This is a genomic window from Kribbella sp. WER1 (assembly GCF_054189145.1).
The window spans coordinates 6229846-6253768 of record NZ_CM135186.1; the positions used below are offsets into that span (position 1 = coordinate 6229846).

General features: G+C 70.1%; 28 protein-coding genes and 1 tRNA gene. 18 read left to right on the top strand and 11 right to left on the bottom strand.

Annotated features, from left to right (window positions below; translation table 11 throughout):
- Positions 1-81 precede the first annotated feature (81 nt).
- From ACXJJ3_RS30380 to ACXJJ3_RS30410, 7 genes are all read left to right on the top strand, one after another.
- The gene (locus tag ACXJJ3_RS30380; protein ID WP_458165269.1) at positions 82-924 is read left to right on the top strand and encodes a LysR family transcriptional regulator; all 843 of its coding nucleotides are present in this window, start codon (positions 82-84) and stop codon (positions 922-924) included.
- A 354-nt stretch (positions 925-1278) separates the two neighbouring features.
- The gene (gene eno / locus ACXJJ3_RS30385) at positions 1279-2559 is read left to right on the top strand and encodes a phosphopyruvate hydratase (protein ID WP_458165270.1); all 1281 of its coding nucleotides are present in this window, start codon (positions 1279-1281) and stop codon (positions 2557-2559) included.
- A gap of 18 nt (positions 2560-2577) precedes the next feature.
- Positions 2578-3144 carry an FtsB family cell division protein gene (locus tag ACXJJ3_RS30390; RefSeq protein ID WP_458165271.1) on the top strand — a complete coding sequence of 189 codons (567 nt, stop codon included), beginning with the start codon at positions 2578-2580 and terminating at the stop codon, positions 3142-3144.
- Positions 3141-3623: a DUF501 domain-containing protein gene (locus ACXJJ3_RS30395; protein WP_458165272.1), complete on the top strand. Its 483-nt coding sequence runs from the start codon at positions 3141-3143 to the stop codon at positions 3621-3623. The genes ACXJJ3_RS30390 and ACXJJ3_RS30395 overlap by 4 nt, the downstream gene beginning before the upstream one ends.
- Positions 3616-4524 carry a Ppx/GppA phosphatase family protein gene (locus ACXJJ3_RS30400; RefSeq protein ID WP_458165273.1) on the top strand — a complete coding sequence of 303 codons (909 nt, stop codon included), beginning with the start codon at positions 3616-3618 and terminating at the stop codon, positions 4522-4524. The genes ACXJJ3_RS30395 and ACXJJ3_RS30400 overlap by 8 nt, the downstream gene beginning before the upstream one ends.
- Before the next feature lie 44 nt (positions 4525-4568).
- The gene (locus ACXJJ3_RS30405) at positions 4569-4799 is read left to right on the top strand and encodes a hypothetical protein (RefSeq protein WP_458165274.1); all 231 of its coding nucleotides are present in this window, start codon (positions 4569-4571) and stop codon (positions 4797-4799) included.
- On the top strand, positions 4763-5047 hold the full coding sequence (locus ACXJJ3_RS30410; RefSeq protein ID WP_458165275.1) for a hypothetical protein: 285 nt from the start codon (positions 4763-4765) through the stop codon (positions 5045-5047). The genes ACXJJ3_RS30405 and ACXJJ3_RS30410 overlap by 37 nt, the downstream gene beginning before the upstream one ends.
- Positions 5048-5051: 4 nt before the next feature.
- On the opposite strand, the gene ACXJJ3_RS30415 is transcribed toward ACXJJ3_RS30410, so the two are convergent.
- Complete coding sequence (locus tag ACXJJ3_RS30415) at positions 5052-5624, bottom strand: TetR/AcrR family transcriptional regulator (protein ID WP_458165276.1); 573 nt, start codon at positions 5622-5624, stop codon at positions 5052-5054.
- A 132-nt stretch (positions 5625-5756) separates the two neighbouring features.
- Between ACXJJ3_RS30415 and ACXJJ3_RS30420 the strand changes: the two genes are divergently transcribed.
- The 4 genes from ACXJJ3_RS30420 to ACXJJ3_RS30435 all read left to right on the top strand — a co-directional run bounded on the left by ACXJJ3_RS30420 (position 5757) and on the right by ACXJJ3_RS30435 (position 9590).
- On the top strand, positions 5757-7187 hold the full coding sequence (locus ACXJJ3_RS30420) for an MFS transporter (protein WP_458165277.1): 1431 nt from the start codon (positions 5757-5759) through the stop codon (positions 7185-7187).
- A 78-nt stretch (positions 7188-7265) separates the two neighbouring features.
- Positions 7266-8111 carry a uracil-DNA glycosylase gene (locus ACXJJ3_RS30425; RefSeq protein WP_458165279.1) on the top strand — a complete coding sequence of 282 codons (846 nt, stop codon included), beginning with the start codon at positions 7266-7268 and terminating at the stop codon, positions 8109-8111.
- Positions 8112-8160: 49 nt separating this feature from the next.
- A complete protein-coding gene (locus ACXJJ3_RS30430; protein WP_458165280.1) occupies positions 8161-8910 on the top strand; it encodes a hypothetical protein in 750 nt (249 codons plus the stop codon).
- A complete protein-coding gene (locus ACXJJ3_RS30435) occupies positions 8907-9590 on the top strand; it encodes a DnaJ domain-containing protein (RefSeq protein ID WP_458165281.1) in 684 nt (227 codons plus the stop codon). Before ACXJJ3_RS30430 ends, ACXJJ3_RS30435 begins: the two co-directional genes overlap by 4 nt.
- A gap of 4 nt (positions 9591-9594) precedes the next feature.
- Here the strand turns inward: ACXJJ3_RS30435 and ACXJJ3_RS30440 are convergent.
- From ACXJJ3_RS30440 to ACXJJ3_RS30450, 3 genes are all read right to left on the bottom strand, one after another.
- Positions 9595-9677, bottom strand: a tRNA-Leu gene (locus ACXJJ3_RS30440).
- Positions 9678-9697: 20 nt separating this feature from the next.
- Positions 9698-10240 (bottom strand): peptide deformylase, encoded by a 543-nt coding sequence (def, locus tag ACXJJ3_RS30445; RefSeq protein ID WP_458165282.1) that lies wholly within the window; start codon positions 10238-10240, stop codon positions 9698-9700.
- Positions 10237-10743 (bottom strand): glycine cleavage system protein R, encoded by a 507-nt coding sequence (locus ACXJJ3_RS30450; RefSeq protein ID WP_458165283.1) that lies wholly within the window; start codon positions 10741-10743, stop codon positions 10237-10239. Before ACXJJ3_RS30450 ends, def begins: the two co-directional genes overlap by 4 nt.
- A gap of 88 nt (positions 10744-10831) precedes the next feature.
- Between ACXJJ3_RS30450 and ACXJJ3_RS30455 the strand changes: the two genes are divergently transcribed.
- The gene (locus ACXJJ3_RS30455; protein WP_458165284.1) at positions 10832-11941 is read left to right on the top strand and encodes a sensor histidine kinase; all 1110 of its coding nucleotides are present in this window, start codon (positions 10832-10834) and stop codon (positions 11939-11941) included.
- On the top strand, positions 11938-12597 hold the full coding sequence (locus ACXJJ3_RS30460; protein ID WP_458165285.1) for a response regulator: 660 nt from the start codon (positions 11938-11940) through the stop codon (positions 12595-12597). Before ACXJJ3_RS30455 ends, ACXJJ3_RS30460 begins: the two co-directional genes overlap by 4 nt.
- A 49-nt stretch (positions 12598-12646) precedes the next feature.
- Here ACXJJ3_RS30460 and ACXJJ3_RS30465 read toward each other — a convergent pair whose 3' ends face one another.
- From ACXJJ3_RS30465 to ACXJJ3_RS30475, 3 genes are all read right to left on the bottom strand, one after another.
- Entirely contained in the window at positions 12647-13954 is a 1308-nt protein-coding gene (locus ACXJJ3_RS30465) for an NAD(P)/FAD-dependent oxidoreductase (protein WP_458165286.1), read from the bottom strand.
- 190 nt (positions 13955-14144) lie between these two features.
- Positions 14145-15326 carry a GNAT family N-acetyltransferase gene (locus tag ACXJJ3_RS30470; protein WP_458165287.1) on the bottom strand — a complete coding sequence of 394 codons (1182 nt, stop codon included), beginning with the start codon at positions 15324-15326 and terminating at the stop codon, positions 14145-14147.
- Positions 15327-15444: 118 nt separating this feature from the next.
- Positions 15445-15852, bottom strand: a complete 408-nt coding sequence (locus tag ACXJJ3_RS30475; protein ID WP_458171966.1) for a DinB family protein — start codon at positions 15850-15852, stop codon at positions 15445-15447.
- Here ACXJJ3_RS30475 and ACXJJ3_RS30480 point away from each other — a divergent pair.
- The 3 genes from ACXJJ3_RS30480 (at position 15766) to ACXJJ3_RS30490 (ending at position 17737) form a co-directional block, all read left to right on the top strand.
- A complete protein-coding gene (locus ACXJJ3_RS30480) occupies positions 15766-15957 on the top strand; it encodes a hypothetical protein (protein WP_458165288.1) in 192 nt (63 codons plus the stop codon). The two genes, ACXJJ3_RS30475 and ACXJJ3_RS30480, sit on opposite strands and share 87 nt — an antisense overlap.
- A 60-nt stretch (positions 15958-16017) precedes the next feature.
- Positions 16018-16767, top strand: a complete 750-nt coding sequence (locus ACXJJ3_RS30485; RefSeq protein WP_458165289.1) for a DUF4118 domain-containing protein — start codon at positions 16018-16020, stop codon at positions 16765-16767.
- 139 nt (positions 16768-16906) lie between these two features.
- Positions 16907-17737 (top strand): Bax inhibitor-1/YccA family protein, encoded by an 831-nt coding sequence (locus tag ACXJJ3_RS30490; RefSeq protein WP_458165290.1) that lies wholly within the window; start codon positions 16907-16909, stop codon positions 17735-17737.
- Between the two features lie 68 nt (positions 17738-17805).
- On the opposite strand, the gene ACXJJ3_RS30495 is transcribed toward ACXJJ3_RS30490, so the two are convergent.
- Both ACXJJ3_RS30495 and ACXJJ3_RS30500 read right to left on the bottom strand, forming a co-directional pair.
- Positions 17806-18828, bottom strand: a complete 1023-nt coding sequence (locus tag ACXJJ3_RS30495; protein WP_458165291.1) for a DUF2252 family protein — start codon at positions 18826-18828, stop codon at positions 17806-17808.
- Complete coding sequence (locus ACXJJ3_RS30500; protein ID WP_458165292.1) at positions 18825-19964, bottom strand: cation:proton antiporter; 1140 nt, start codon at positions 19962-19964, stop codon at positions 18825-18827. The genes ACXJJ3_RS30495 and ACXJJ3_RS30500 overlap by 4 nt, the downstream gene beginning before the upstream one ends.
- A 118-nt stretch (positions 19965-20082) precedes the next feature.
- On the opposite strand from ACXJJ3_RS30500, the gene ACXJJ3_RS30505 reads away from it, so the two are divergent.
- Positions 20083-21024 (top strand): VOC family protein, encoded by a 942-nt coding sequence (locus ACXJJ3_RS30505; RefSeq protein ID WP_458165293.1) that lies wholly within the window; start codon positions 20083-20085, stop codon positions 21022-21024.
- A gap of 55 nt (positions 21025-21079) precedes the next feature.
- Here the strand turns inward: ACXJJ3_RS30505 and ACXJJ3_RS30510 are convergent, their stop codons facing one another.
- Both ACXJJ3_RS30510 and ACXJJ3_RS30515 read right to left on the bottom strand, forming a co-directional pair.
- Positions 21080-21310 (bottom strand): DUF4287 domain-containing protein, encoded by a 231-nt coding sequence (locus tag ACXJJ3_RS30510; RefSeq protein ID WP_380193634.1) that lies wholly within the window; start codon positions 21308-21310, stop codon positions 21080-21082.
- A gap of 115 nt (positions 21311-21425) precedes the next feature.
- Positions 21426-22454 carry an SGNH/GDSL hydrolase family protein gene (locus ACXJJ3_RS30515; RefSeq protein WP_458165294.1) on the bottom strand — a complete coding sequence of 343 codons (1029 nt, stop codon included), beginning with the start codon at positions 22452-22454 and terminating at the stop codon, positions 21426-21428.
- A 77-nt stretch (positions 22455-22531) separates the two neighbouring features.
- Here ACXJJ3_RS30515 and ACXJJ3_RS30520 point away from each other — a divergent pair, with 77 nt between their 5' ends.
- Positions 22532-23905 (top strand): cystathionine beta-synthase, encoded by a 1374-nt coding sequence (locus ACXJJ3_RS30520; protein WP_458165295.1) that lies wholly within the window; start codon positions 22532-22534, stop codon positions 23903-23905.
- Positions 23906-23923: the final 18 nt, after the last annotated feature.

Genomic DNA, 23923 nt, shown 5'->3' on the forward strand with positions numbered 1-23923 from the left:
CCAGGTCTTGAACAGGTAGGCGTGGACAAACCTGTTATCCAGCAGAACTAGTTCTTATCGACATAGCTATAGTTTCTGGTGATGGAACTTGTGGCCGAGGATCTGCAGGCGTTTGCGGTGTTCGCGCGGCATCGGAACTTCACGCGTGCCGCGGAGGAGCTGCATGTCAGCCAGCCCGCGCTGCACACCCGCATCCGCAAGCTCGAAGCCCGGCTCGGTATGCAGCTCTACGAGAAGCACGGGCGGCAGCTGTTGCTGACCGGTGCGGGGGAGCGGCTGGCGGCGTTCGCGAACGACACCCGCGACCGTGCGGCCGACTTCCTCCGGACGATCGACGCCGCGCCGCCGCGGCCGCTCGTGCTGATCGCCGGGGCCGGCGCCTACCTGTATCTGCTCGGCGACTCGCTCAAACGCGTCCTCGGCCGGGGGATCGAGCTCCGCCTCCGCACCGCCGACGCCGCGGGCACCTTGGCTGCGGTCCGGGGCGGCGAGGCGGACGTCGGTGTCACCGCGCTCGGCGTACCACCGGACGACCTCGACTGCGAACTCCTCGCGCAGGTCCCGCAGACGCTGATCGTCCGCAACACCCACCGCCTCGCGTCCCGGCGTACCGTCCGCTTGAAGGACCTCCAGGACGAAGCACTCGTCGTACCGCCGAAGGACCGGCCGCACCGCCGGCAGTTGGAGCGCAGCATGCTCGATCAAGGCATCCGGTGGTCCGTCGCCGTGGAGGCGGAGGGATGGGAACTGCTGGTCCACTTCGTGCGTCTCGGTATCGGACCCGCCGTCGTCAACGGCTCGGTCCGCACAACGACCGCGGTCCGCAAGATCCCCGTACGCGACCTCCCACCGGTGAGGTACTACGTGATCACGCGCCCCGCACGAGACGACCGGGTGGACGAGCTGAGAAGAGCGCTGACATGACCCGCGACACCAGAGCCCTCTCCAAACTCCTCCGCCACACAGCCGGTGAACACCACCTCACGATGAGTAGGTCGGCTGAGCAATGCCGTCGCAAGTGAAGGGATGGAGAACAGCTGGGAACGGCTCGCCCTGACGGCCTGCTCTGGCATGGCACGAACCATGCGGCGTAGCACCGTAGAAGTCTTGCTGGGTGTGGATTCGGGGAATCTTGAGGTCTATCGGGCGCCCCACGGAGTGTTACTGACGCGGGAGGTACCTCCGGATGCGATTGTTAGGTGTGACGCGGTCCACTGAGCCCGGTGGTCTGGGGACTAGGCTCAGGAGCGATTCGTCATCGAGAACTTGGGAGTCAATGTGGCCACCATCGAGGCCGTCGGCGCGCGCGAGATCCTCGACTCGCGCGGCAACCCCACTGTCGAGGTCGAGGTTCTGCTCGACGACGACACCATTGCCCGCGCGGCCGTCCCGTCGGGCGCGTCCACCGGCCAGTTCGAGGCCGTGGAGCTGCGCGACGGCGACAAGGACCGGTACGGCGGCAAGGGCGTGCAGAAGGCCGTCACCGCGATCCTCGAGGACATCGACAAGGAGATCGTCGGGTACGACGTCCACGAGCAGCGCCTGATCGACCAGGCCCTCCTCGACCTGGACGGCACCCCGAACAAGGCCAAGCTCGGCGCGAACGCGATCCTCGGCGTCAGCCTCGCGGTCGCGAAGGCCGCCGCGGACAGCTCCGGCCTGCCGCTGTTCCGCTACGTCGGCGGCCCGAACGCGCACGTCCTGCCGGTGCCGATGATGAACATCCTGAACGGCGGCGCGCACGCGGACAGCAACGTCGACGTGCAGGAGTTCATGATCGCCCCGATCGGCGCCGCGACGTACGGCGAGGCGCTGATGCAGGGCGCGACCGTCTACCACGCGCTGAAGGCGGTGCTCAAGGAGCGCGGCCTGTCCACGGGCCTCGGCGACGAGGGCGGTTTCGCGCCGAACCTGGACAGCAACCGGGCCGCCCTGGACCTGATCGCGGTCGCGGTCGAGAAGGCCGGCCTGCAGCTCGGCAAGGACATCGCGCTGGCGATGGACGTCGCCGCGAGCGAGTTCTTCACCGAGGGCGTGTATGCGTTCGAGGGCGGCAAGAAGTCCGCGGACGAGATGATCGCGTACTACGCCGACCTGGTTTCGTCGTACCCGATCGTCTCGATCGAGGACCCGCTGAACGAGGAGGACTGGGACGGCTGGAAGGCCATCACCGGTGAACTCGGCGACAAGATCCAGATCGTCGGCGACGACCTGTTCGTCACCAACGTCGAGCGGCTGCAGCGCGGCATCACCGAGAAGTCCGCGAACAGCCTGCTGGTCAAGGTGAACCAGATCGGCTCGCTGACCGAGACCCTGGACGCCGTCGACCTCGCGCACCGCAACGGGTTCACCTGCATGATGAGCCACCGCTCGGGCGAGACCGAGGACACCACGATCGCCGACCTCGCGGTGGCGACCAACTGCGGCCAGATCAAGTCCGGCGCCCCGGCCCGGTCCGACCGCACCGCGAAGTACAACCAGCTGCTCCGGATCGAGGAGGAGCTCGACGACGCGGCGACGTACGCCGGTCGCTCGGCCTTCCCGCGGTACCAGGGCTGATCTTCGGAGGTAACACGTATGCCGTCCCGTCGGGATTCCGGTGCACGACCCGGCTCGCGTCCGTCGAGCCGGACCCAGTCGCGTCCACCGGCCCGGCGGGGCGACCAGCCGAAACGCCGGACGGCCGGTGCCGCCGCCGAGCCGGCGCGGACCCGCGGGTCCCGCAACCTGACCGGCCGGGCGGCCGTCGTGCTGCTGGTGCTGGGCGCGCTGATCGTGTCGTACGCGCAGAGCCTGCGGGTGTGGTTCGACCAGCACCAGCAGATCAGCGCGCTGAACCAGGAGATCCGGGACCGGGAGAAGCGCGTCGGCGAGCTGAACGACGAGATCGCCCGCTGGAAGGACGACGCGTACGTGAAGGCGCAGGCCCGGCAGCGGCTCGGCTGGGTGATGCCGGGCGAGGTCGGGTACCGCGTGATCGGCGCGGACGGGAAGCCGGTCGGCGCGCCGCCGGACCCGACGACGCCCACGGACGCGGCCGACGCGCAGAAGCCGACCTGGTACACGAAGCTCTGGGGGAGTGTGGAGGGCGCCGGCAACCCACCGGCTCCGGCGGCGACGCCGTCACCTAAGGTGACCAGGTGAGCGTCAGCCCTACCGACCAGGAAGCAGTCAGCAAGCAACTCGGCCGGACCGCCCGCGGCATCCGCTCGATCGCACACCGCTGCAGCTGCGGTCTCCCCGACGTGGTCGAGACCGAGCCGCGACTGCCGGACGGTACGCCGTTCCCGACGACGTACTACGTGACCTGCCCGCGGCTGGCGTCCGCGATCGGGACGCTCGAGTCGTCCGGCCTGATGAAGGACATGACCGACCGGCTCGGTGCCGACGAGGACCTGGCGGCCCGGTACCGCGCCGCGCACGAGTCGTACCTGGCGCACCGCGAGTCGATCGAGCACGTCGAGGAGATCGCGGGGATCACCGCCGGCGGGATGCCGACCCGGGTCAAGTGCCTGCACGTCCTCGTCGGTCATTCGCTGGCGGCCGGGCGCGGCGTCAACCCGCTGGGCGACGAAGCCCTCGACGCGCTCGAGGACTGGGGCCGCCGGGGCCCGTGTGTCTGACCGGGTCGCCGCGATCGACTGCGGCACCAACTCGATCCGCCTGCTGATCGCGGATCTTGTCGGCGGTCGGCTGGTAGAGGTCGACCGCCGGATGACGATTGTCCGCCTCGGGCAAGGCGTGGACGCCACCGGAGCCTTCGCACCGGAAGCGCTGGAGCGGGTGTTCGCGGCGACCGAAGACTTCGCTGCTGTCATCCGGTCCGACGCCGTCGCCCGGGTCCGGTTCGTCGCCACCTCGGCGGCGCGCGACGTCAGCAACCGCGACGAGTTCTTCGCGGGCATCGAGCAACGCCTCGGCGTCTCACCGGAGATCATCTCCGGTGACGAAGAGGCCGCGTTGAGCTTCCGCGGCGCCACCAGCGGCATCGACCTCCCCGAGCCGTACCTCGTGACCGACATCGGCGGCGGATCGACCGAGCTGGTGCTCGGCGACAGGACCGGCGTACGCGCGGCGCAGTCCCTCGACATCGGATCGGTCCGGCTGACCGAGCGGCATGTCACCAGCGACCCGACCGCGTCCGCCGAGCTCGCGGCGATCACGCGCGACATCGATGCGCTGCTCGACGCGACGACGGTCCCGCTGCAGGAGGCTCGCGCTCTGATCGCCGTCGCCGGTACGGCCACCACTGTCGCCGCGGTCGCGCTGAACCTTCCGGAGTACGACCGGACCGCGGTCCACCACGCTCGCCTGACCAAGGATCAGCTCCGCGAGACGACCACCTGGCTGACCACGTCCACGCACGCCGAACGGGCCGCCGTACCGTCGATCCACCCCGGCCGTGTGGACGTGATCGGCGCCGGCGCCCTCATCCTCCAGCGCCTCGTCGACCGCCTCCCGATCGACGCCCTCGTCGTCTCCGAACACGACATCCTCGACGGAGTCGCGCTGTCACTCGAGTGACCCTGGAATGTGTGTACAAAATTGTGCCACCTTTTTGTATGGCGATGGTGAACGAGCATGAGCATTCCGTGGGTCTGCGCGAGTTGCGTCACCGGACGAGCGAGGTGCTGGATCGGCTCGCCGCGGAGGGCCGGGTCCGGCCTGCCGTGCGGCCCGGCTTTCGGCCGCGGATGCGCGCGGGCGACGGCACCGACCGGTTGGGCGACTCCCTCGCCGCGCTGCGCGACGAGGAGCGTTGGTGCCGCTCTATTACGTCGACACCTCTGCCGCTCTGAAGTTGCTGGTCGAGGCGACGCATTCCAGGGCGTTTGCGGCGTTCTACGACGAGGCTGAGGGCGCGGCCTGGGTCAGCTCGGCACTGCTGCGGATCGAGGTGATGCGGGCGGTCACGCGGGTCTTCCCCGCCTTGCTGCCAGATGCCCGCGACCTGCCTGGGTACGGACCTGACGGCGTCACGTATGACGATCGGCTCGCGGAGGCGGCGAACGACGCCGGGTTCGACGTCGTCAGCCCGCGCAGCTGAGCCCCTACCTGGCGCGGACGCCGTCCAGGGCGATGTTGAGGACGCGGTCGCGTTGTGACTGGTCGACGAAGCCGGCGGCGGTGAGGCCGCTGACCATGCGGAGCAGGTCGTCGAAGGAGACGTCGGTCCGTGCTTCGCCGGACTGCTGGGCGCGTTCGAACAGCGGGGTCCCGGCGGCGTACATCGCGGCGCGGGCGGTCTTGAAGCTGTCGGACTCGCGGTTCAGCGACTCCCAGATCGCACGCTTGGTGGCGGCGTACTCGACGAAGCGGTGCAGCCAGGTGGTGAGTGCGTCCCACGGCGGCAGGCCGGCCGCGTCCTCGGCGGCGATGCACAGTTCCTCGATCTCGCCGAAGTAGACCGCGTTCAGCAGGTCCTGGCGGGTCGGGAAGTTCCGGTAGAGGGTGCCGATGCCGACGCCGGCCTGCCGGGCGATGTCCTCCAGGGACGCTCCGACGCCTTTGCTCGCGAACGCGTCCCGGGCAGCGGTGAGCAGCGCGTCGAAGTTCCGCCGCGCGTCCGCACGTTGCGGGCGCCGTACGTCGACCTGTAGCGCAGGCCGGATCTGCTCGCTCATCCGCTCACCTTAACCAGACTGGTACCGGAGGCACCCCTCCGCTATAGTGGAGGCATACCTCGACTTTATCAGGCCGAGGAACTCCGCGCCGGGTCTCGGCGCGAGCACACCCCTGTCCCGAAGGACTTCCGCATGCCTGTCATCAGGTCTGGCAATCCCCGGCTGACCCTGGCGGTCCTCGCTACCGTGGTCGCCTCGTTCTCCATGCTGCAGTCGCTGGTCAGCCCGGCGCTGCCCGTCATCCAGCACGACCTGCACACCACCTCGGGCACGGTCACCTGGGTCTTCGCCGCCCTCCTGCTCTCGGTCTCCGTGGCGACCCCGCTGCTCGGCCGGATCGGCGACCTGGCCGGCAAGGAGCGCACGATGGTCATCGCGCTGGCCGCGCTCGCGGTCGGCTGCCTGGTCGCGGCGCTCGCGCCGAACATCGGCGTACTGATCGCCGCCCGGATCTTCCAGGGCGTCGGCGGGGCCGTGTTCCCGTTGGCGTTCGGGATCATCCGCGACGAGTTCCCGGCCGAGCGGGTGCCGTCCGTGGTCGGCGTCGTGTCGGCCGTGATCGCCGCCGGTGGCGGGCTCGGCATCGTACTGGCCGGCCCGATCGTCGAGTGGCTCGGCTGGCGCTGGCTGTTCTGGATCCCGATGGCGGTCGTCACCGTCGCCACCGCGTTAGTACGCCGGTACGTCCCGGAGTCGCCGAGCCGGGTCGCCGGACGGATCGACTGGATCGCTGCAGCGTTCCTGTCCGGGTGGTTGATCGCCCTGCTGCTGCCGTTGAGCACCGGCCGTACGTGGGGCTGGGGCTCGGTGCGGACCGTCGGGCTCTTCGCGCTGGCCGTCGTACTGTTCGCGGGCTGGATCGCGGTCGAACTGCGCTCGCGGAACCCGTTGATCGACATGCGGATGATGCGCCGTCCGGCGGTATGGACGACGAACTTCGTGGCGCTGCTGTTCGGGGCGGCGATGTTCGCGGTGTACGCGTTCGTGCCGCAGTTCCTGCAGATCCCGAAGACGGCCGGGTTCGGGTTCGGGGCGAGTGTCACGCAGGCCGGGTTGCTGATGTTGCCGATGCTGGTGACGATGGCGCTCGCCGGGACGTTCAGCGGTCCGCTCGCGGCCCGGTTCAGCGCGAAGGCGCAGGTGGTGTCCGGGTCGTCGGTGATCCTGGTCGGGGCGTTGATGTTCGCCGGGTTCCACGACGCGCGTTGGCAGATCGCGTTGTCGACGGCGCTGTTCGGCCTCGGGCTCGGGTTGGCGTACGCCGCGATGACCAGCCTGATCGTGCAGAACGTGCCGCGCGAACAGACCGGCGTGGCGACCGGGATGAACACGAACATCCGGACCATCGGCGGCTCGATCGGCACCGCGCTCGCGAGCACGATCATCACCGGTCACCTCCAGCCGTCCGGCCTCCCGTCCGAGTCCGGCTTCACCGACACCTTCGTCCTGCTCTCCGCCTTCGCCGCCGCAGCCGTCGTACTGGCCCTCGCCATCCCCACCCGCCAGGTCACCCCGCCACCGCTGCCAGAATCCGCCCCCACGGCAGTCCCCGCCCGTCGCTAGCCCGCGACTCCGGCAACTCGACCCCGCCGGCGGCGGAGGCGACGACTCCTGCGGTGGTCATGTCTCTAGTCTGGGGGGATGAAGCTGCGGCATCCGTTGACGGGCGAGTTGTTCGAGAGTCCGGTGCCGGCGGGGACGGGATGGCCGGAGGATCCGGCGGAGGTCGGTACGCCGGTGGCGGGTGATGCCGGGGCGGTGGTGGAGCTGGCGGCGACGGACGACCTGCGGGAGCTGGAGGCCCGGGTGTCGGTCTGCGCGGCCTGTCCGCGGCTGGTCGACTGGCGGGAGGAAGTTGCCGTCAGCAAGCGAAAGTCGTTCGCGGAGCAGCCGTACTGGGGCCGCCCGATCCCCGGCTGGGGCGTGCCGGACCCGAAGATCCTGATCGTCGGCCTGGCCCCGGCCGCGAACGGCGGGAACCGGACCGGGCGGGTCTTCACCGGCGACCGCTCCGGCGACTGGCTGTTCGCGAGCCTGCACCGCGTCGGCCTCGCGAACCGGCCGACCAGCGAGCACGCCGGCGACGGCCTGCACCTGATCGACACCCGGATGATCGCCGCCGTCCGCTGCGCCCCGCCCGCGAACAAGCCCACCCCGGCGGAACGCGACACCTGCGCCCCCTGGTACCGCCGCGAACTCGAACTCGTCCTCCCCACCACCAGCGCGATCGTCTGCCTCGGCAAGTTCGCGTACGACGCCCTGCTCGTCGCGCTGGTCGCGCTCGGCGCCGACGTACCGCGGCCGCGCCCGAAGTTCGGGCACGCGGTCGAGTACCGGATCCGCACGCCGTACGGCGAGGTCGCTGTGCTCGGCTGCTTCCACCCGAGCCAGCAGAACACGTTCACCGGCAAGCTCACCGAGGAGATGCTGGACGCGGTCCTGACCCGCGCCAAGGAGTTGTCCACAGGCGGGCCGAAGGGGAGTTGACCGTGCCCCCTGCCGTGTTGGAGGCTCTTCACCATGCATGCGGGCGCCCATGAGTCGTGACAACCTGCCCGAGCAGTCTCGGGGCTTTCCGGCGGCGCAACGACCCGCGGGCGGCGGCGTCGAGCGCTCGCAGGGCGGCGGGCCGACCATGCCCGCGTCGCACCAGGCCGCGCCGCTCGGGTTCGTGCCGAGCCCGGACCGGTTCCACTGGTGGGCGGAGCTGTCCAACGGTGTGAAGGCGCACGTCGAGCGCGAGGTCGGGCCGGCCGTCGAGTGGTGGGCAGACCTGCACGAGCGCGAGCGCGACCGGCCGTACGCCGTCGTCCTCGGGCCGAAGGGGCTGGCGGTCACGACGCCGAAGGTCAACCAGCACGGGCAGCGGACGCAGAGCGTGCACGTCGACGCGTTCGTGCCGTCCAGCCTGAAGCACGCCGTCGTGCAGCAGCAGCCGACCCGGCCGCGGTCCGGCCTGCGGTCGCTGATCTCGCCGCGCGGCGGCGACCAGCAGCCGGCAGCAGTCGCGCCGCAGCTCGCGATCACGGCGCACATGCGCGGCGTCCTCGGCAACCTGCCGCTGGAGGCCCAGCAGCGCCTGCAGACGCCGTTCCTGGGGTCGCAGCCGATCAAGCACTACAAGTCGTACTACTACGGCAACGACGAGGACCTCGACATGTGGCTGTTCCTGGCCGGCGACCGGACGGTCACGTTCGCCAGCGGGCACCGGACTTTGCCGGCCGGCCTCGACCCGCAGCACGCGTCCTGGCGGCTGGTCTGTTACCAGGCGGACGTCCGGCCATGAGCGCGGTCCGGGATTTCCGGGACCTCGGCGGGGCCGACCCCTGGAACCTGCTCGGCGTACGCCGGGACGCGGACGCCGACGAGATCCGCCGCAGCTACCGCAAGCTGTCCCGCAGCCACCACACCGACGTCGGCGGCGACGCCACCGAGCAGGCGAAGCTGAACCGCGCCTACGAGGTACTCCGCGATCCGACCCGGCGCGCCGAATACCTCGAGCTGCTGAACGGCCCGCCCAAACCGCCGGAGCAGCCCGAGCCGGACCCCGAGGAGCCGGCCGAGGACCCGTTCGAGTGGTCGTCCGGCCCGTACACGCAGCACGCGCAGACACCCCCGCGCCAGCCGGGCCCGCAGTACCAGGACCCGTACACGGCACGGACCTACCGGGACCCCTACGCGACCCAGCCGCATGTCGACGCGGAGATCCCGGATCCGTTCACGGCGCCGCCGTACCGTGGTCCCTACTCGGAGCCGTTCCGGAGCGGCCAGAAGCCCGGCGTGAACCGGTTCGCGATCGCCGCGCTGCCCACCGTGCTGGTGTGCATGCCGATCTCGATCGCCCTCGCCATCCGAGCGCTGCGCACCATCCGCCGAACCGGCGAACGCGGCAAGATCCTCGCCTGGCTCGCCCTGCTCCTCGACGCGCTCGTCATGGCGTACTTCCTCGGCTTCTTCCGGAAGTAGACGGTGCCCGGGACGGGATTCGAACCCGTACGCCTGTGAGGGCCAGGAGGTTTAAGCTCCCTGCGTCTGCCGTTCCGCCACCCGGGCTCCGGGGATGAGAGTACTCGCTACTGATACGTCTTCCGCGGGTACACGGCGTGGGCCCCGGCGACGCGGTCGAGGAACAGCTTGCCGTTGCAGTGGTCGATCTCGTGCTGCAGCGCCCGCGCCTCGAACGCGTCGGTGGTGATCGTGACCTGGTCCGTCGTACCGGGAAGGACTCCGGCGACGGTGAGCCGGGTGGCGCGCTTCACGTCGCCGGTGAAGTCCGGGACCGACATGCAGCCCTCGCGGGCCTTCTCGTTGCGGGAGGCCTCGACGACGACCGCGTTGCAGAGCACGAAGACGCCGTGGCAGGTCCGGGTCTTCGGGTGGCCGGTGACGTCCAGCGAGAACATCTGCGCCGCGACGCCGACCTGCGGCGCGGCGAGACCGACACAGCCGGGGGAGACCCGCATCGTCGCGACCAGGTCGGCGGCGAGCTGGATCATCTCCGGGTCGAGCGGGTCCACCGGCGCGCTCTCGGTCGCCAGCACCGGATGCGGCGCGCGGACCACCTCGAGGATCGCGCCCTCGACGTCCAGCCGGGCGGGGGACCAGTCGGTGATCACAGGTCGTCGCTCTCGGCCGGCCGGAGCGTGACACCGACCCCGAGCTCCTCGGCGGTGATCTCGAGCGCCCGGTTCAGCGTCGCCAGGTCGGCCGCCGGCGGCAGCTCGACCTCGGCGGTCAGCACGTACAGCCCGCCGCTCAGCCGGGTCGACATGTCCGTCACGGTGCCGCCCGCGGAGGCGATCATCCGGGTCACCGCGGCGACGATCCCCGGCCGGTCCGCGCCGTGCACGCTGAGCATGTACGGCGCCCCGAGCGGCGCGTGCCGGTGCTCCGGGCCCATCGTCCGGACCGTGATGACCAGCTCGCCGCGCAGCGGCTCGAGCGCGGACTTCACCTCGTCGAACGGGCCGGCGCAGACGATCATCATCGCGAAGTGGCCGCGCAGCAGCGTCATGGTCGAGTCCTCGAGGTTGACCCCGGTCCCGACCAGCGCCTCGGTGACGTCCGCGATGATGCCCGGCCGGTCCGGGCCGATGACGGTGACAGCGAGCTGACTCATGCCCGGAAACCTACCGGGCGACCTAAGTACCGCACGAAGCGACTTCGGTATCCGGACATCAGCGGTCACCCACCGCTACATTCGACCCATGGGCCAGAAACGCAGCACCCGCGACTGGATCGTGGACAGCGTTGCGTTCGTGCTCGCGATCCTGATCGCGCTGTTCACCTACAGCGACGGCGAGTCCGACCCGGTGCCGCGGATGCTGCTCGTGGCCGATCTCTGGACCGGGTTGGCGCTGTGCCTGACGCTGTGGTTCCGCCGCCGCTGGCCGGTGCAGCTGGCGCTGCTCGCCTGCCTGTTGTCGACGTACTCCGACTCGGCTGCCGGTCCGACGCTGGTGCTGATCATGACCGTCGCCGTCCACAAGCCGTGGCGTACGTCGGTGTGGGTCTTCGCGGCGAACTTCCTCGCCACCGTCGTCTACATCAACGTCCGGCACGTCCAGGACTGGACGACGCTGCTCGTCATCGCCGCCATCCTGTACGTCGCCGTCGCGGGCTGGGGGCAGTACATCCGCTCCCGCCGGCAGCTTCTGCAGACGCTGCGGGACCGCGCCGACCGGGCCGAGACGGTGGCGAAGCTGCAGGCCGAGCAGGCGCAGCTCCGGGCGCGGGAGGAGATCGCCCGGGAGATGCACGACGTACTCGGGCACCGGCTGTCGCTGCTGAGCGTGCACGCCGGCGCGCTGGCGTACCGGCCGGACGCGTCCACTCAGGAGGTGGCCGGCGCCGCGGAGATCATCCGCGCGAGCGCCCACCAGGCGTTGCAGGACCTCCGCGAGGTGATCGGCGTACTGCGGGCACCTGTCGGCGAGCTGCCGCAGCCGGCGTTCGCGGACCTGCCCGGGCTGGTCGAAGGGTCGCGCGCGGCCGGGATCCCGGTCGAGCTGACGCTGGACGCGGACGGCCCGATGCCCGAGCACGTCGGACGGACGGCGTACCGGATCGTCCAGGAAGGACTGACGAACGCGGTGAAACACGCACCTGGCGAACCGGTGACGATCAGCGTGGTCGGTGCCCCCGGCAACGGCTTGTCGGTCGAGCTGCGCAATCCCGCCCCGCACCGCCGGCGCGGCGACGGCTCCGGCCTCAAAGGCCTCACCGAACGCGCCGCGCTGGTCGACGGCCGCCTCGAACACGGCCGCACCCCCGACGGCGACTTCCGCCTCTACGCCTGGCTACCGTGGCCCGCATGACAATTCGGGTACTCATCGTGGACGATGATCCGCTGCTGCGGGCCGGGCTGAAGTTGATGCTCGGTGGGGCCGAGGAGATCCGGGTGGTGGGGGAGGCCGGGGACGGGTCCGGGGTGCAGGGGCTGATCGACCGGCTGGCGCCGGACGTGATCCTGATGGACATCCGGATGCCCGGCACCGACGGCCTGACCGCGACCGAGGCCGTACGCCGTCGTCCCGGCGCGCCCGAGGTCGTCATCCTGACCACGTTCGACGCCGACGAGCACGTACTCCGGGCGCTCCGCGCCGGCGCGGCCGGGTTCATCCTGAAGGACACCCCGCCCGCCGAGATCGTCGAGTCCGTACGCCGGATCGCGGCCGGCCAGCCCGTCCTCTCACCGGCCGTCACGAAACGGCTGATCACCCGCGTCGCCGACACCGGCCAGGACAGCCGCAAGACCAAGGCCGCCGGCCGCCTCGCGCAGCTGAACGACCGCGAACGCGAGATCGCCGTCGCGGTCGGTGAAGGCAAGTCGAACGCCGAGATCAGCGCGACGCTCTACCTCAGCGTCCCGACCGTGAAGACGCACGTGTCCCGCATCCTCACCAAGCTCGACCTGAACAACCGCGTCCAGATCGCCCTGCTGGTCCACGACGCCGACCTGCTGAACGAATGAGAAGGCCGGGCCCCCGGCGAGTTGGAGGCCCGGCCGATCGAGGTGTGCGTTACGACTGGATGGCGCGGCGGAACTCGTCGTTCGGCGTCTGCAGGCTGCCGAGGCTCGTCACCTCGCGCCGGAAGAACAGCGCCAGCGTCCAGTCCAGGATCACCCGGGCCTTCCGGTTCAGGGTAGGCACCCGGGACACGTGGTACGTCCGGTGCAGGAACCAGGCGAGCCAGCCCTTCACCTTCACGCCGTACAGCTGGGCGACGCCCTTGTGCAGGCCGAGGCTCGCGACCGAGCCGACGTACTTGTGCTTGTAGTCCTGCGGCGGCTGCCCGTCGACGACCCGCAGGATGTTCGCGGCCAGCTGGTGCGCCTGCCGGACGGCGTGCTGCGCGTTCGGGGCGCAGAACGCACCCGTCTCGCTGGTCAGGTCCGGTACGGCGGCGTTGTCGCCCGCGGTCCAGGCGTCGTCGACGCCCTCGATCCGCAGGTTCGCCAGCGTCTTGATCCGGCCCCTCTCGTCCAGCGGGAAGTCCGTCGCGGCGAGCGCCGGGTTGGCCTTCACGCCGGCCGTCCAGACGATCGTGTCGGCGTCGAACTCGTCGCCGTCGCTGAGGACCACGCGGCCCTTCTCGCAGGACTCCAGCCGGGTCTCCAGCCGGATGTCCATGTTCCGCTTGCGGAGCTGGTCCACGGTGTACTTGCCGAGGTCCTCGCCGACCTCCGGCAGGATCCGCCCGGTGGCCTCGACCAGCACCCAGTGCATGTCCTCGGGCTTGATGTTGTCGTAGTACCGGGTGGCGTAGCGGGCCATGTCCTCGAGCTCGGCGAACGCCTCGACACCGGCGTACCCGCCGCCGACGAAGACGAACGTGAGCGCGGACTTGCGCAGCGCCGGGTCGGGCTGGCTGGAGGCTACGTCGAGCCGGTCCAGGACCTTGTTCCGCAGCGCGATGGCTTCTTCGACGTTCTTGAACCCGGTGGCCTCCTCGGCCAGCCCCGGGATCGGCAGGGTACGGGCGATCGAGCCGAGCGCGACCACGACCTGGTCGTAGGCGAGCTCGTACTCCGGGCCCTCCTCGGGCAGCACGTGGGCGACCTTGTGCGCGTGGTCGATGCCGGTCACCCGCCCGGTCACCACCCGGCAGCCCTTGAGGGTCTTGCGCAGCGGCACCACGACGTGCCGCGGCTCCACCGATCCGGCCGCGGCCTCGGGCAGGAACGGCTGGTAGGTCATCACCGACCGCGGATCGACCACCGTCACACGGATCCGCCCCTGCCGGGCGGCGCGACGCAGGCCGTACGCGGTGTACATCCCGACGTAACCGCCTCCGACTACGAGGATGTGCGGCACCTGGGCTGTCATCCGGTTCACTCTCCCTGAGTGGATCTCCGACTTCATGTTCACTTCAACGCTAAATGCTCGTGAAAGATTTCACAAACCCTCCCGCGAGTGATCTCACCCACCGAACATCCCCCACCCGAGGGACCTCTCATCCCCTCATGGTGGGTCCCGTGTCCCGTGCCCACCAGGCCTGACACGAAACCGCAAACTGCTAGCCCAGGCGGTACACCGAGACGTGTGAAGGGGAGTCCGCGGTGAAGGGAGCGCCGGACCAGTCGGCGTGGCGGGAGGCGAGGGTGAAGCCGGCCAGTTGGGCCATCAGGTCCAGTTCGGCGGGCCAGATGTAGCGGTGGGGGGAGCGGAAGAGCCGGGCGTCGGTGCCTTCGGCGAAGTGGAAGTGGTGGGAGACGACGTGCTGCTTCAGTACGTCGTACGTGTCCAGCAGGATGTAGCCGGGGTCCGCGATGCCGACCGTGGCGGGGATGCCGGGTGGGAGGCGGCGCAGTTCGGGGACCCAGAGTTCGATCACGAAGTGGCCGCCGGGGGACAGGTGCCTTGCGGCGTTCCAGAAGCAGGCGACCTGCTCCTCCTGGGTGAGGAGGTTCGAGATCGTGTTGTACACGAGGTAGACGAGGGTGAACTCGCCCGGCGCCCGCGTCGTCGCCATGTCGCCGACGACGACCGGGATGGTGTCGTTCTTCGTCCGCAGCTGATCCAGCATCGCCGTCGACAGCTCGATCCCACTCACCGGGACGCCGTTCTCGGCCAGCGGTACGGCGACCCGCCCGGTGCCGATCGCGAACTCCAGCGCCCGGCCGCCCGCGGCCAGCTCCGTCAGCCGGTCCACCGTCGGGCCGATCACGTCCGCCGCGAACATCCCGGTGTCCGGCGTGTCGTACCCGCCCGCGACGTCCTTGTTCCACAGCCGGTTCTGCTCGACGCCCTTGGTCCAGCGCAGTACGTCCTCGGCCCCGTCGGCGCGGACCTTGACGAAGCCGAGCCGGTCGTACAGCCGGCGCGCGTCCGGGTTGTCGCGCTCGACGGTGAGCTGCAGCGGTACGCCGCGACGTACGGCGTCCTCCTGCAGCGTGGCGATGATCGCCGTACCGATGCCGCGGTTCTGCACGTCCGGGTGCAGCTGGATCCCGTTCAGCTCCACGGCTTCCGGCGTACGACTCACCCGCAGCCGTCCCGCGGGGCGATCGTCCACCTCAACGACGTACAGGTCCGTCCCCGGGTCCTCGATCGACTCCAGGGTCCACTCGGCGAACCCCCTCCGCCACTCCACCTCGTCGAACCCGTCGCCCAGCCGCCCCTGGGCCCGCGTGGCGCTCAGCACCACCTCAGCCAGGAACCCCGCATCGGACGCCACCGCAGCACGAAGTCGGTACATGACCCGAACCTACGCAGGCGCCCACCGAACAGCTACCGGTTATCCGCCGCCCTCACCCCAGCCGACCGGCTTGGGGCGGATTTCTTGCCGATCCGGGAAGAAATCCTCCCCAGGCTCGTCATTCGCCGACGAGACCGTCCGTCGACTCGCGGAGCAGGTCGAGCTGGCCGAGATGGCGGGCCGTCTCCTCGATCAGGTGTGCGACGGCGTACCGCAAGGTGAACTCCATCCCCTCGGAGCGCGCCCGCTCGTCGAACGACGCGCCCGCGACGATCTCGCGAGAGCGCGCGCATTCGGTCCGGTACGCCGCCAGTAGTCCGGCGACCGTGTCGCCCGGTTCGATCGGGAACCAGCCGTGCGGGTCGTCCTCGCTCCACGGCCATTCGACGTCCAGCCCGGCGAAGTCGATCGCGAACCAGAACCGCTCCACGCCGGTCAAATGCTTGACAATCCCACCCGGCGTGAGCGCCGACGGGTGGACGGGGCGGGCGAACGCCTGCTCCTCGGTGAGGCCGGCGACGTTCAGTTCGACGGTGGCGCGGAGGAAGTCGGGGAGGCCGGTCGTCGTGCCGCGTTCGTCGGTGTCCTCGGCAGGCGGGTGCGGGCGATCTCTGGCATGGAATCACCGTAGGCGTGACAGACACCCGTGAGAACTGTTGATCCGGGCTGGGATGTGCGCATCAATAGGGGTGTGGAGAACTACCGCGCCCCGGTCCTGACCGCTTCGCTGCTGGCGCCGCCGGCGGTTTGTGCGTTGCTGACGCCGTTCCGGGAACATTTCGACAACGCGAACGCCGCGCTCGTGCTGGTGGTCGTGATCGTCGCGGTCGCGGTCTTCGGTATCCGGCTGGCCGGGGTGCTGGCCGCGGTGTCGAGTGCGCTGTGGTTCGACTTCTTCCTGACCGTGCCGTACGACAGCTTCTCGATCGACAACAGCAACGACGTCGAGCAGGCCGTGCTGCTGCTGTTGATCGGGATCGCCGTCACCCAGATCGCCATCTGGGGCCGTCGGCAACAAGCCAAGGCGTCCCGGCGGCGCGGGTACCTGGACGGCGTGATCACCACCTCCCAGGCGGTTGCGACCGGCGCGTCGGCGGACGACCTGATCGAGCAGGTGCGCGCCGAACTGACCGCCGTACTGGGGATCGACGGCGTCAAGTTCGTTGCCGGAAGCAAAGAGACCACGGCGCCCCGGCTGAACCCGGACGGCTCGGTCACCCGCGGCTCCCACGTCCTCAAGGTCGAACGCGACGGCCTCCCCACCAACGCCGAGATCGAACTCCCCGTCCAGCACGCCGGCGTCCCCCGCGGCCGCTTCCTGCTCACCGCCGCCTCCCGCATCGCCCGCCCCGACCTCGAACAACGCCTGGTAGCCGTAGCCCTCGCCGACCAGGTAGGCGCCGCCCTCACCACCCAGGAACCGGCCCGCCCGCACCTGTGATTTCCATCAGCACCTGATGCAAACCCCTGGATTTACTAGGGTTTCGGTTGGGAAACATCAGGGCTGATTCTCAGATTGTGTTCAGGATGGGGTCGTAGGATCTTGATACGGCCCCGGATGTGGGTCATCAGGAGGAAACATGCAGAGCAGTAACCCGGTGCTGAACCGGTCGAGTGCGTTTGCGCCTGGCCACGGGCAGGCCTATCCGGGGGCCGCTCCGTACGGTCAGCAGGCCGGCTACGGGTACGGCGGGTCGGGGATGCCCCCGCAGCAGTACCAAGGGGCTCCGGCCGCGAGCCGGCCGATGACGCTGGACGACGTGATCGTGAAGACGGCGATCACCCTGGGCGTGGTCGTGGCGGCTGCCGCGGCGGCGTGGTGGATGGTTCCGGCGACGCTGGTCACGCCGGCGTTCCTGGCCGGGATGCTGGTCGCGTTCGCGATCGCGATGGTGCTGTCGTTCTCCCGCAAGGTGAACCCGGCGCTCGTGATCCTGTACGCCGCGGCCGAGGGCGTGTTCCTCGGGATCGGCAGCAAGTTCATCGCCAGCTGGACCGGCGCGGGCACCGGGATCGTGACGCAGGCGGTGCTGGCCACCATGGTGACGGCCGCCCTGACGCTGGCGACCTACAAGTACTTCGCGATCAAGGTCACGCCGAAGTTCACCAAGATGGTCGTCATCGGCACGATGGGCTTCGTCGGCGTGCTGCTGGTCAACCTGCTGCTCAGCCTGTTCGGGATCAGCACCGGCATCAACGGCTTCGGCCCGATGGGGCTGCTGTTCGCGGCGATCGGCGCGGGCCTCGCGGTGTTCAACCTGATCCTCGACTTCGACCTGGTCGAGCAGGGCGTCCGTCAGGGCGCCCCGCAGAACGAGGCCTGGCGGGCAGCGTTCGGCCTGACGGTCACGCTGGTCTGGCTGTACTGGAACATCCTGCGCATCCTCGCCATCCTCCGCGGCGGCGACTGATCCAGCAGAGCTACGGAAGGGCCGGTCCAGGTGGGCCGGCCCTTCCGGCATTTCAGGGCTGCGGCGTTTCAGCCGGCGTACTGCTTGTACTGCGCGGTCGTGTCCGCCGCGAGCCGCCGTGTCGCCGTGAGCAGCCAGTCGTCAGCCAGCGTCCCGACGTACCGCCGCGCGTCCCGCAGGTGGTGTGGAACGGCGCCGTGGACGTCGAGGGCCGCGCGCGCCATCGACGTCAGGACCAGCTCGACGGACCGGGGCCGCAGCGACTCGATGGTGATCCGCACGACGTCGGGGGACAGCGCCCGGAGCTGCCAGCCGGCGATCCGGCGCATCGGATCCGGCCCGCGCAGCGTACTCAGGATCCGCCCGTACAGCAGGTCGTCCGGCTGCAGTCCGACGTCCACGTAGTCGGCGGTGGCCGGCCCGACCAGCTTCACCTCGCGGGCGAGGCCGGCGCCGACGGCGACCATCCGCGGATGCCCGAGCGACCCGGTCCCGGCCTGCCGCCGATGCCACGTCGCATCCGGCACCGACGCGGCCTTCCGCACGACGGCCGGCAGGCTCGACGGATCCGCAGCGGCCCCGTCGCGAAGCTTCCCGTAGTACTTCCCGGCGCTCGACGGCTTCGGCACCAACGCCCGCAGATGCTTCGCGCCGGAGTCGGCCAGGTCTTCGGCCCGCCCCGGTTTCGCGGTCGTCCACGCGTCCAGCAGCACCCGGCAGATCCGCTTCGGGCTGATCGTGACTTCCGGGGTCAGTACGGCGGACACCGCGAGCCGGAGCAGGTCGAGCGTCGGCGGCCCCCAGGCGAGCTCGTCGAAGTCGTTCACGCCCCACCGCCGTACCCCGCGGTGATCCCGCCAGGTCCCGAAGTTCTCCACATGCAGGTCCCCGACGATCGGTACCTGCGGCCCGTCCAGCAACGCAGGCGTCAGTACGGCGACCCGCTTCAGCCACAGGTAGTACGTCCCGCGCAGGAACCGCAGCGGATCGCCCGCCAGTTCGCGATGCTTGAGCTCCAGATCCTCCGGTACGACGGGGATCCTGTCCGCCAGCCATTTCTCGTACGCGGCCGTCTCGGCCTGCACCGTCATTTCGTCGCCACCAATCCTCGCCGTACGGCGATCCCGCCCGCGACCGCGCTGACCGCGATCGTGATCAGGGCGCCGAGGATCAACGCGGCCGGTTCACCCGGCTGCAGTACGTGCAACGCCGTACCGACCGTGGCCGCCGCGACCGGTACGCCGAGCTGGGCGGACGCGAGTGCTCCGACGCTGAGCGGCTGCCGGGTCAGCTTCCCCGAGAGGTGACTGACCACCGCGCCGACGCCGAGCAGTACGCCGAGACCGATGAACGCCGGCTTGGTGCCGAGTTCGCGCAGGTTCAGCGACGCGCCGAGCCAGACGAAGAACACCGGGCCGAGGAACCCTTCGGTCAGCGCGAACAGCTGCCGGGCCAGCCGCCGTGGTTCGCCGACCGCGGCCACCGCGAGCCCGAGCACGAACCCGGCGAGCATGATCGACACGTGCGTCACGGTCGCCAGCGCCGCGAGCGCGAACAGCACCATCAGGCTGACCCGCAGCTCGACCGCGAACCGCCGCTCCTCGGACACGTTGTGCACCCGGTGCCGGAGGCCGGACTTCTCCACGTGGTTCAGCCCGAAGAACACCACCACACCCGCGACGATCACCGCGAGCGCGCCGAGCGCGGCCCGGCCGGCGTGCGGCGGGTCGATCGCGAGCGGCAGCGCCACGATGCAGGCGGCGTCCGCGACCGCGACCTGGGGGAGCAGCTCGACGATCGGCCGGCCGCCGAGCCCGACCGAGTCGATGATCGGCAGCACGAGCGCGGCCGACGAGGACGACATCAGCACCGCGTACAGCGGCACGTGGCCGGTGTGGAAGAGCGCGTTTAGCACGAACGCGAGCGCGGTCGCGACGATCCCGGTGCCGACCGCGCGCAGCAGGCCCGGCCGGATCGCCCGCCGCAGGCTCTCGTCCCGGACCGGAACGTGGGTGCCGGCCACGAACATCACCAGCCCGAACCCGATGTCGGCGAGGAACGTGAAGCTCGGATCAGAGGCCTTCAGGTACCCGATCCCGGTCTTGCCGAGGATCACGCCGGCGACCAGCTCGCCGAGCACGATCGGGATGTGCCAGCCGCGCCGGAGCGCGAGCAGCGGACCGGCCAGCCCGACCGCGATGACCACCGCCAGCATCGTGAAGCTCACCCGAACCGCTCCTTTCCCCAGATCGCCATTGTGCATCCGGGACGCTGAGGAACGGCGGCGGCGCGGCGCCGCGACATTCCGGACGCAGGTCGTCCGGTTCCGGTTCTACCGTGGTCGTATGCAGACTGTCTGGTACGACGCTCCCTCGCACACCGCGGGGGCCGCGCTCGCCGCCGCGGTCGGTGGAACGGCCGACGTCCGGGCGACCGGCGTACTGGTCCGGGCCGACGACCTGACCCCGGTCGCCGCCGCGGCCCGGAAGCTCGGCCTGACCGAGGGCGCGGCCCGGACGCTGTCGATCCTGATCGAGGCCGCGAACCCGCCCGCGATCCAGGCGTTCTGGGACACGATGATCGGCGCCCCGCTGGTCCCGGTACGCCGTCTGGACGACCCGCGGCCGCTCCGGAACCGGATCCACGTCGACGTCGTCCGCCCGTACGGCGAAGCGCTGCGGGCCCGGGGCGATCGCGAGCCGTCCGGGCCGTTCGGGGTGATGCTGGCCGACGCCGAGGGGAACGAGGTCGACCTGGTGCCGGGCGATCCGCTGCCCGGGACGACCGACTGGTACGCGTTGTTCAGCGCGATGGTGCACTACCCGAAGGCGCCGCCGCGTTTCGTGACGGCGGTCGCGGAGCTGGCCGACGCGGCGGGCGTTCCGCTGCGGCTCGACGTACGGCCCGAAGGTCTCACGATCGCGGGCCGGAAGGACGCGTGGGAGACCGATCCGGAGTTCGTCGTACTCGCCCGGCAGATCGAGGGTGCGGCCAAGGATCTCGGGCTGCGGGCGGATTCGGCGCCGTTGCGGTTTGTGCAGTTCGGTATCGACGCGCTCGACGTACCGGGGCTCCGGACGTTCTGGGCCGAGCTGCTCGGCTACGAGTTCGACGGCCGGCCGGACGTCACCGACATCCACGATCCGCGCGACCTGAACCCGGTGCTGATCTTCCAGCAACTGCAGGAACCGCGGCCGCAGCGGAACCGGATCCGGTTCGAGCTCAGCGGCCGGAACCCCCAGCTGGTAACGGATCCCGAGGGCAACGAAGTGCTCGCCGGAACGTGAAAGACCTGCCCCTCCACCTGAAAGGGCAGGTCTTCGAGAGTTTCTCCTTTGCGGCTCAGCCCATTCGCCGGTGCGCCTTGACCAGGTCGAACTCGTGGACGATGGCGGTCGCGTGCCCATGCGCGAGCGCGTACTCGCTGGAGAGCCATCGAACTCTGTCGTCGAAGCGCAGGAACGACGGTCCGTCGTTCATCAGCTGGAACCACTCGGTCATAGCGCGTCCGGTGCATCTGGGCACGGCCTCCACCAAACGCTGATGCGTCTCCTCGGAGTGGTTCAAGCCCATCTTCGCCTCCCGTCATCGGGGTACCGCGTAGTTATCGACTGTGCACCACCTGGCCGCCCGGAGGCAAGGCTCCCGACATGAAAGTCGCCGCTCAGCGGACGCACAACCTCAACAACTACTGGCCGACAGGCACGCTTTCCGGATTTTCCGCGGCGGTTTCCTCGACCCGCTCGACGTCGGCCTTGGGGTGCCGGCGGCGATGCCGCAGTGCGGCCCAGCGGCCTCGCGGCCCACGCTCGCGGCCGGCCACCTCGGTGGCCGCGACCTCGGTACCGGCCCGGCGGGCGGCCTGGACGGCGGCCTGCGCGATCGGCAGGATCGCCTCGCCGCGGAACGGCTCCGGATGCACGAACGACTCCGGCCCGACGCCCATCGCTGCCGCCACCGACGGCAGCAGTGCGGCGGACGCGGCGGCGTACCCGGTGGCGGACGGGTGGAAGTTGTCCCGGCCCCACATCGACGGATCGGTCCGGAACACCTCGCCGAGCAGCGAGCCCAGCGACACCGACCGGCCGCCCGCCTCGACGACCGCGATCGTCTGCGCGGCCGCCAGCCGGTGGCTCCAGGACCGGGCCACCCAGCGCAGCGGCGGCACGATCGGCGGCACCACGCCGAGATCCGGGCAGGTACCCACGACGACCTCGCAGTTCGCGGCGCGCAACCGTCGGACTGCGGCCGACAGCAGCCGGACGGACGTCGACGGCGGCATCTTGGCCTTCACGTCGTTCGCCCCGATCAGGATCACCGCGACGTGCGGGCCGGTCTGCAGCGCGGTGTCCACCTGCGCCGCCAGGTCGGTCGACTTCGCCCCGGTCTTCGACACGTCGACCAGCCGCACCGGCCGCTCGGCCAGGTCGGCCAGCCCGGAGGCGATCAGCACCCCGGGAGTCTCGTTCGGCGAGTCGGTGCCGTACCCCGCGGCACTCGAGTCGCCGAGCATGGCGAAGGTGATCGGATGTCCTGGATACCGGCCGTACAGACCGTCGCCCGGAGTCGGGTAGTAGCGCATCGGTCCGATCACGCGCTTCGCGTACTCGGCCTCAGCGGTGAGTACGCCGTACAGCGTGGCACCGATGAGTCCGAGACCCCCACCCCCGAAGGCTGCGGCCTGGGCCAGCTTCTTGGCTGCCCCAGCTTTACTCATGTAACAAGGATTACACGCTGTTATCGCGACGCAAGTGAAAATAGGGCAAAGCGTCCTGTATCACTACAGTAAAGATCGTGCGCTACGCAGAATCTCTCCTGGACCTGGTCGGCAACACCCCGTTGGTGCGGCTGACGAAGACGACCGACGGGGCCCGGCCGCTCGTCCTGGCCAAGGTTGAGTACTTCAACCCCGGCGGCTCGGTGAAGGACCGGATCGCGGTCCGGATGATCGAGGCCGCGGAAGCCTCCGGCGAGCTCAAGCCCGGCGGCACGATCGTCGAGCCGACCTCCGGCAACACCGGCGTCGGGCTCGCGATGGTCGCCCAGCAGAAGGGCTACAAGTGCGTCTTCGTCTGCCCCGACAAGGTCAGCGAGGACAAGCGCAACGTGCTCAAGGCGTACGGCGCCGAGGTTGTCGTGTGCCCGACCGCGGTCGCGCCCGAGCACCCGGACTCGTACTACAACGTGTCCGACCGGCTCGTCCGCGAGATCGAGGGCGCCTGGAAGCCGAACCAGTACGCGAACCCGAACAACCCGCGCTCGCACTACGAGACCACCGGTCCCGAGCTCTGGGAGCAGACCGAGGGCAAGATCACGCACTTCGTCGCGGGCGTCGGCACCGGCGGCACGATCAGCGGCACCGGGAAGTACCTGAAGGAGGTCTCCGGCGGTCGCGTGCAGATCATCGGCGCGGACCCCGAGGGCTCGGTGTACTCCGGCGGTACCGGCCGGCCGTACCTGGTCGAGGGCGTCGGCGAGGACTTCTGGCCGGAGACGTACGACCGGGAGATCTGCGACCGGGTGATCGAGGTGTCGGACGCGGACTCGTTCGCGCTCACCCGGCGGCTGGCGCGTGAGGAGGCGATGCTGGTCGGCGGATCCGCCGGGATGGCGGCCGCGGCGGCGATCCGGCTCGCGCACGAGTTGGACGACCCGGACGCGGTGATCGTCGTACTGCTGCCGGACGGCGGACGCGGTTACCTGACGAAGGTGTTCAACGACGACTGGTTGGCGCAGTACGGGTTCCTCGCGCACGCCAAGCAGGGGACCACGCTCGGTGACGTGCTGGCCGGCAAGGACGGGAGCCTGCCGCCGCTCGTGCACACCCATCCGCACGAGACGATCGCCGAGGCCGTCGCGATCCTCCGCGAGTACGGCGTCTCGCAGATGCCGGTGGTCCGGGCCGAGCCGCCGGTGATGGCGGCCGAGGTGGCCGGCGCGGTGTCGGAACGGACGCTGATGGACGCCCTGTACTCCGGCAAGGCGCGGCTCGCCGATATCGTCGAGCAGCACATGGACCCGGCCCTACCGTCCCTGGGCGCCGGCGAACCGGTCACCAAGGCGGTCGAACTGCTCGAGGGTCGTGACGCCCTGATGGTCCTGGACGACGGCAAGCCGGTGGGCGTACTGACCCGGCAGGACCTGCTGGTCCATCTGTCCGCCGATTGAGGTTGGGTGTACTAGCGG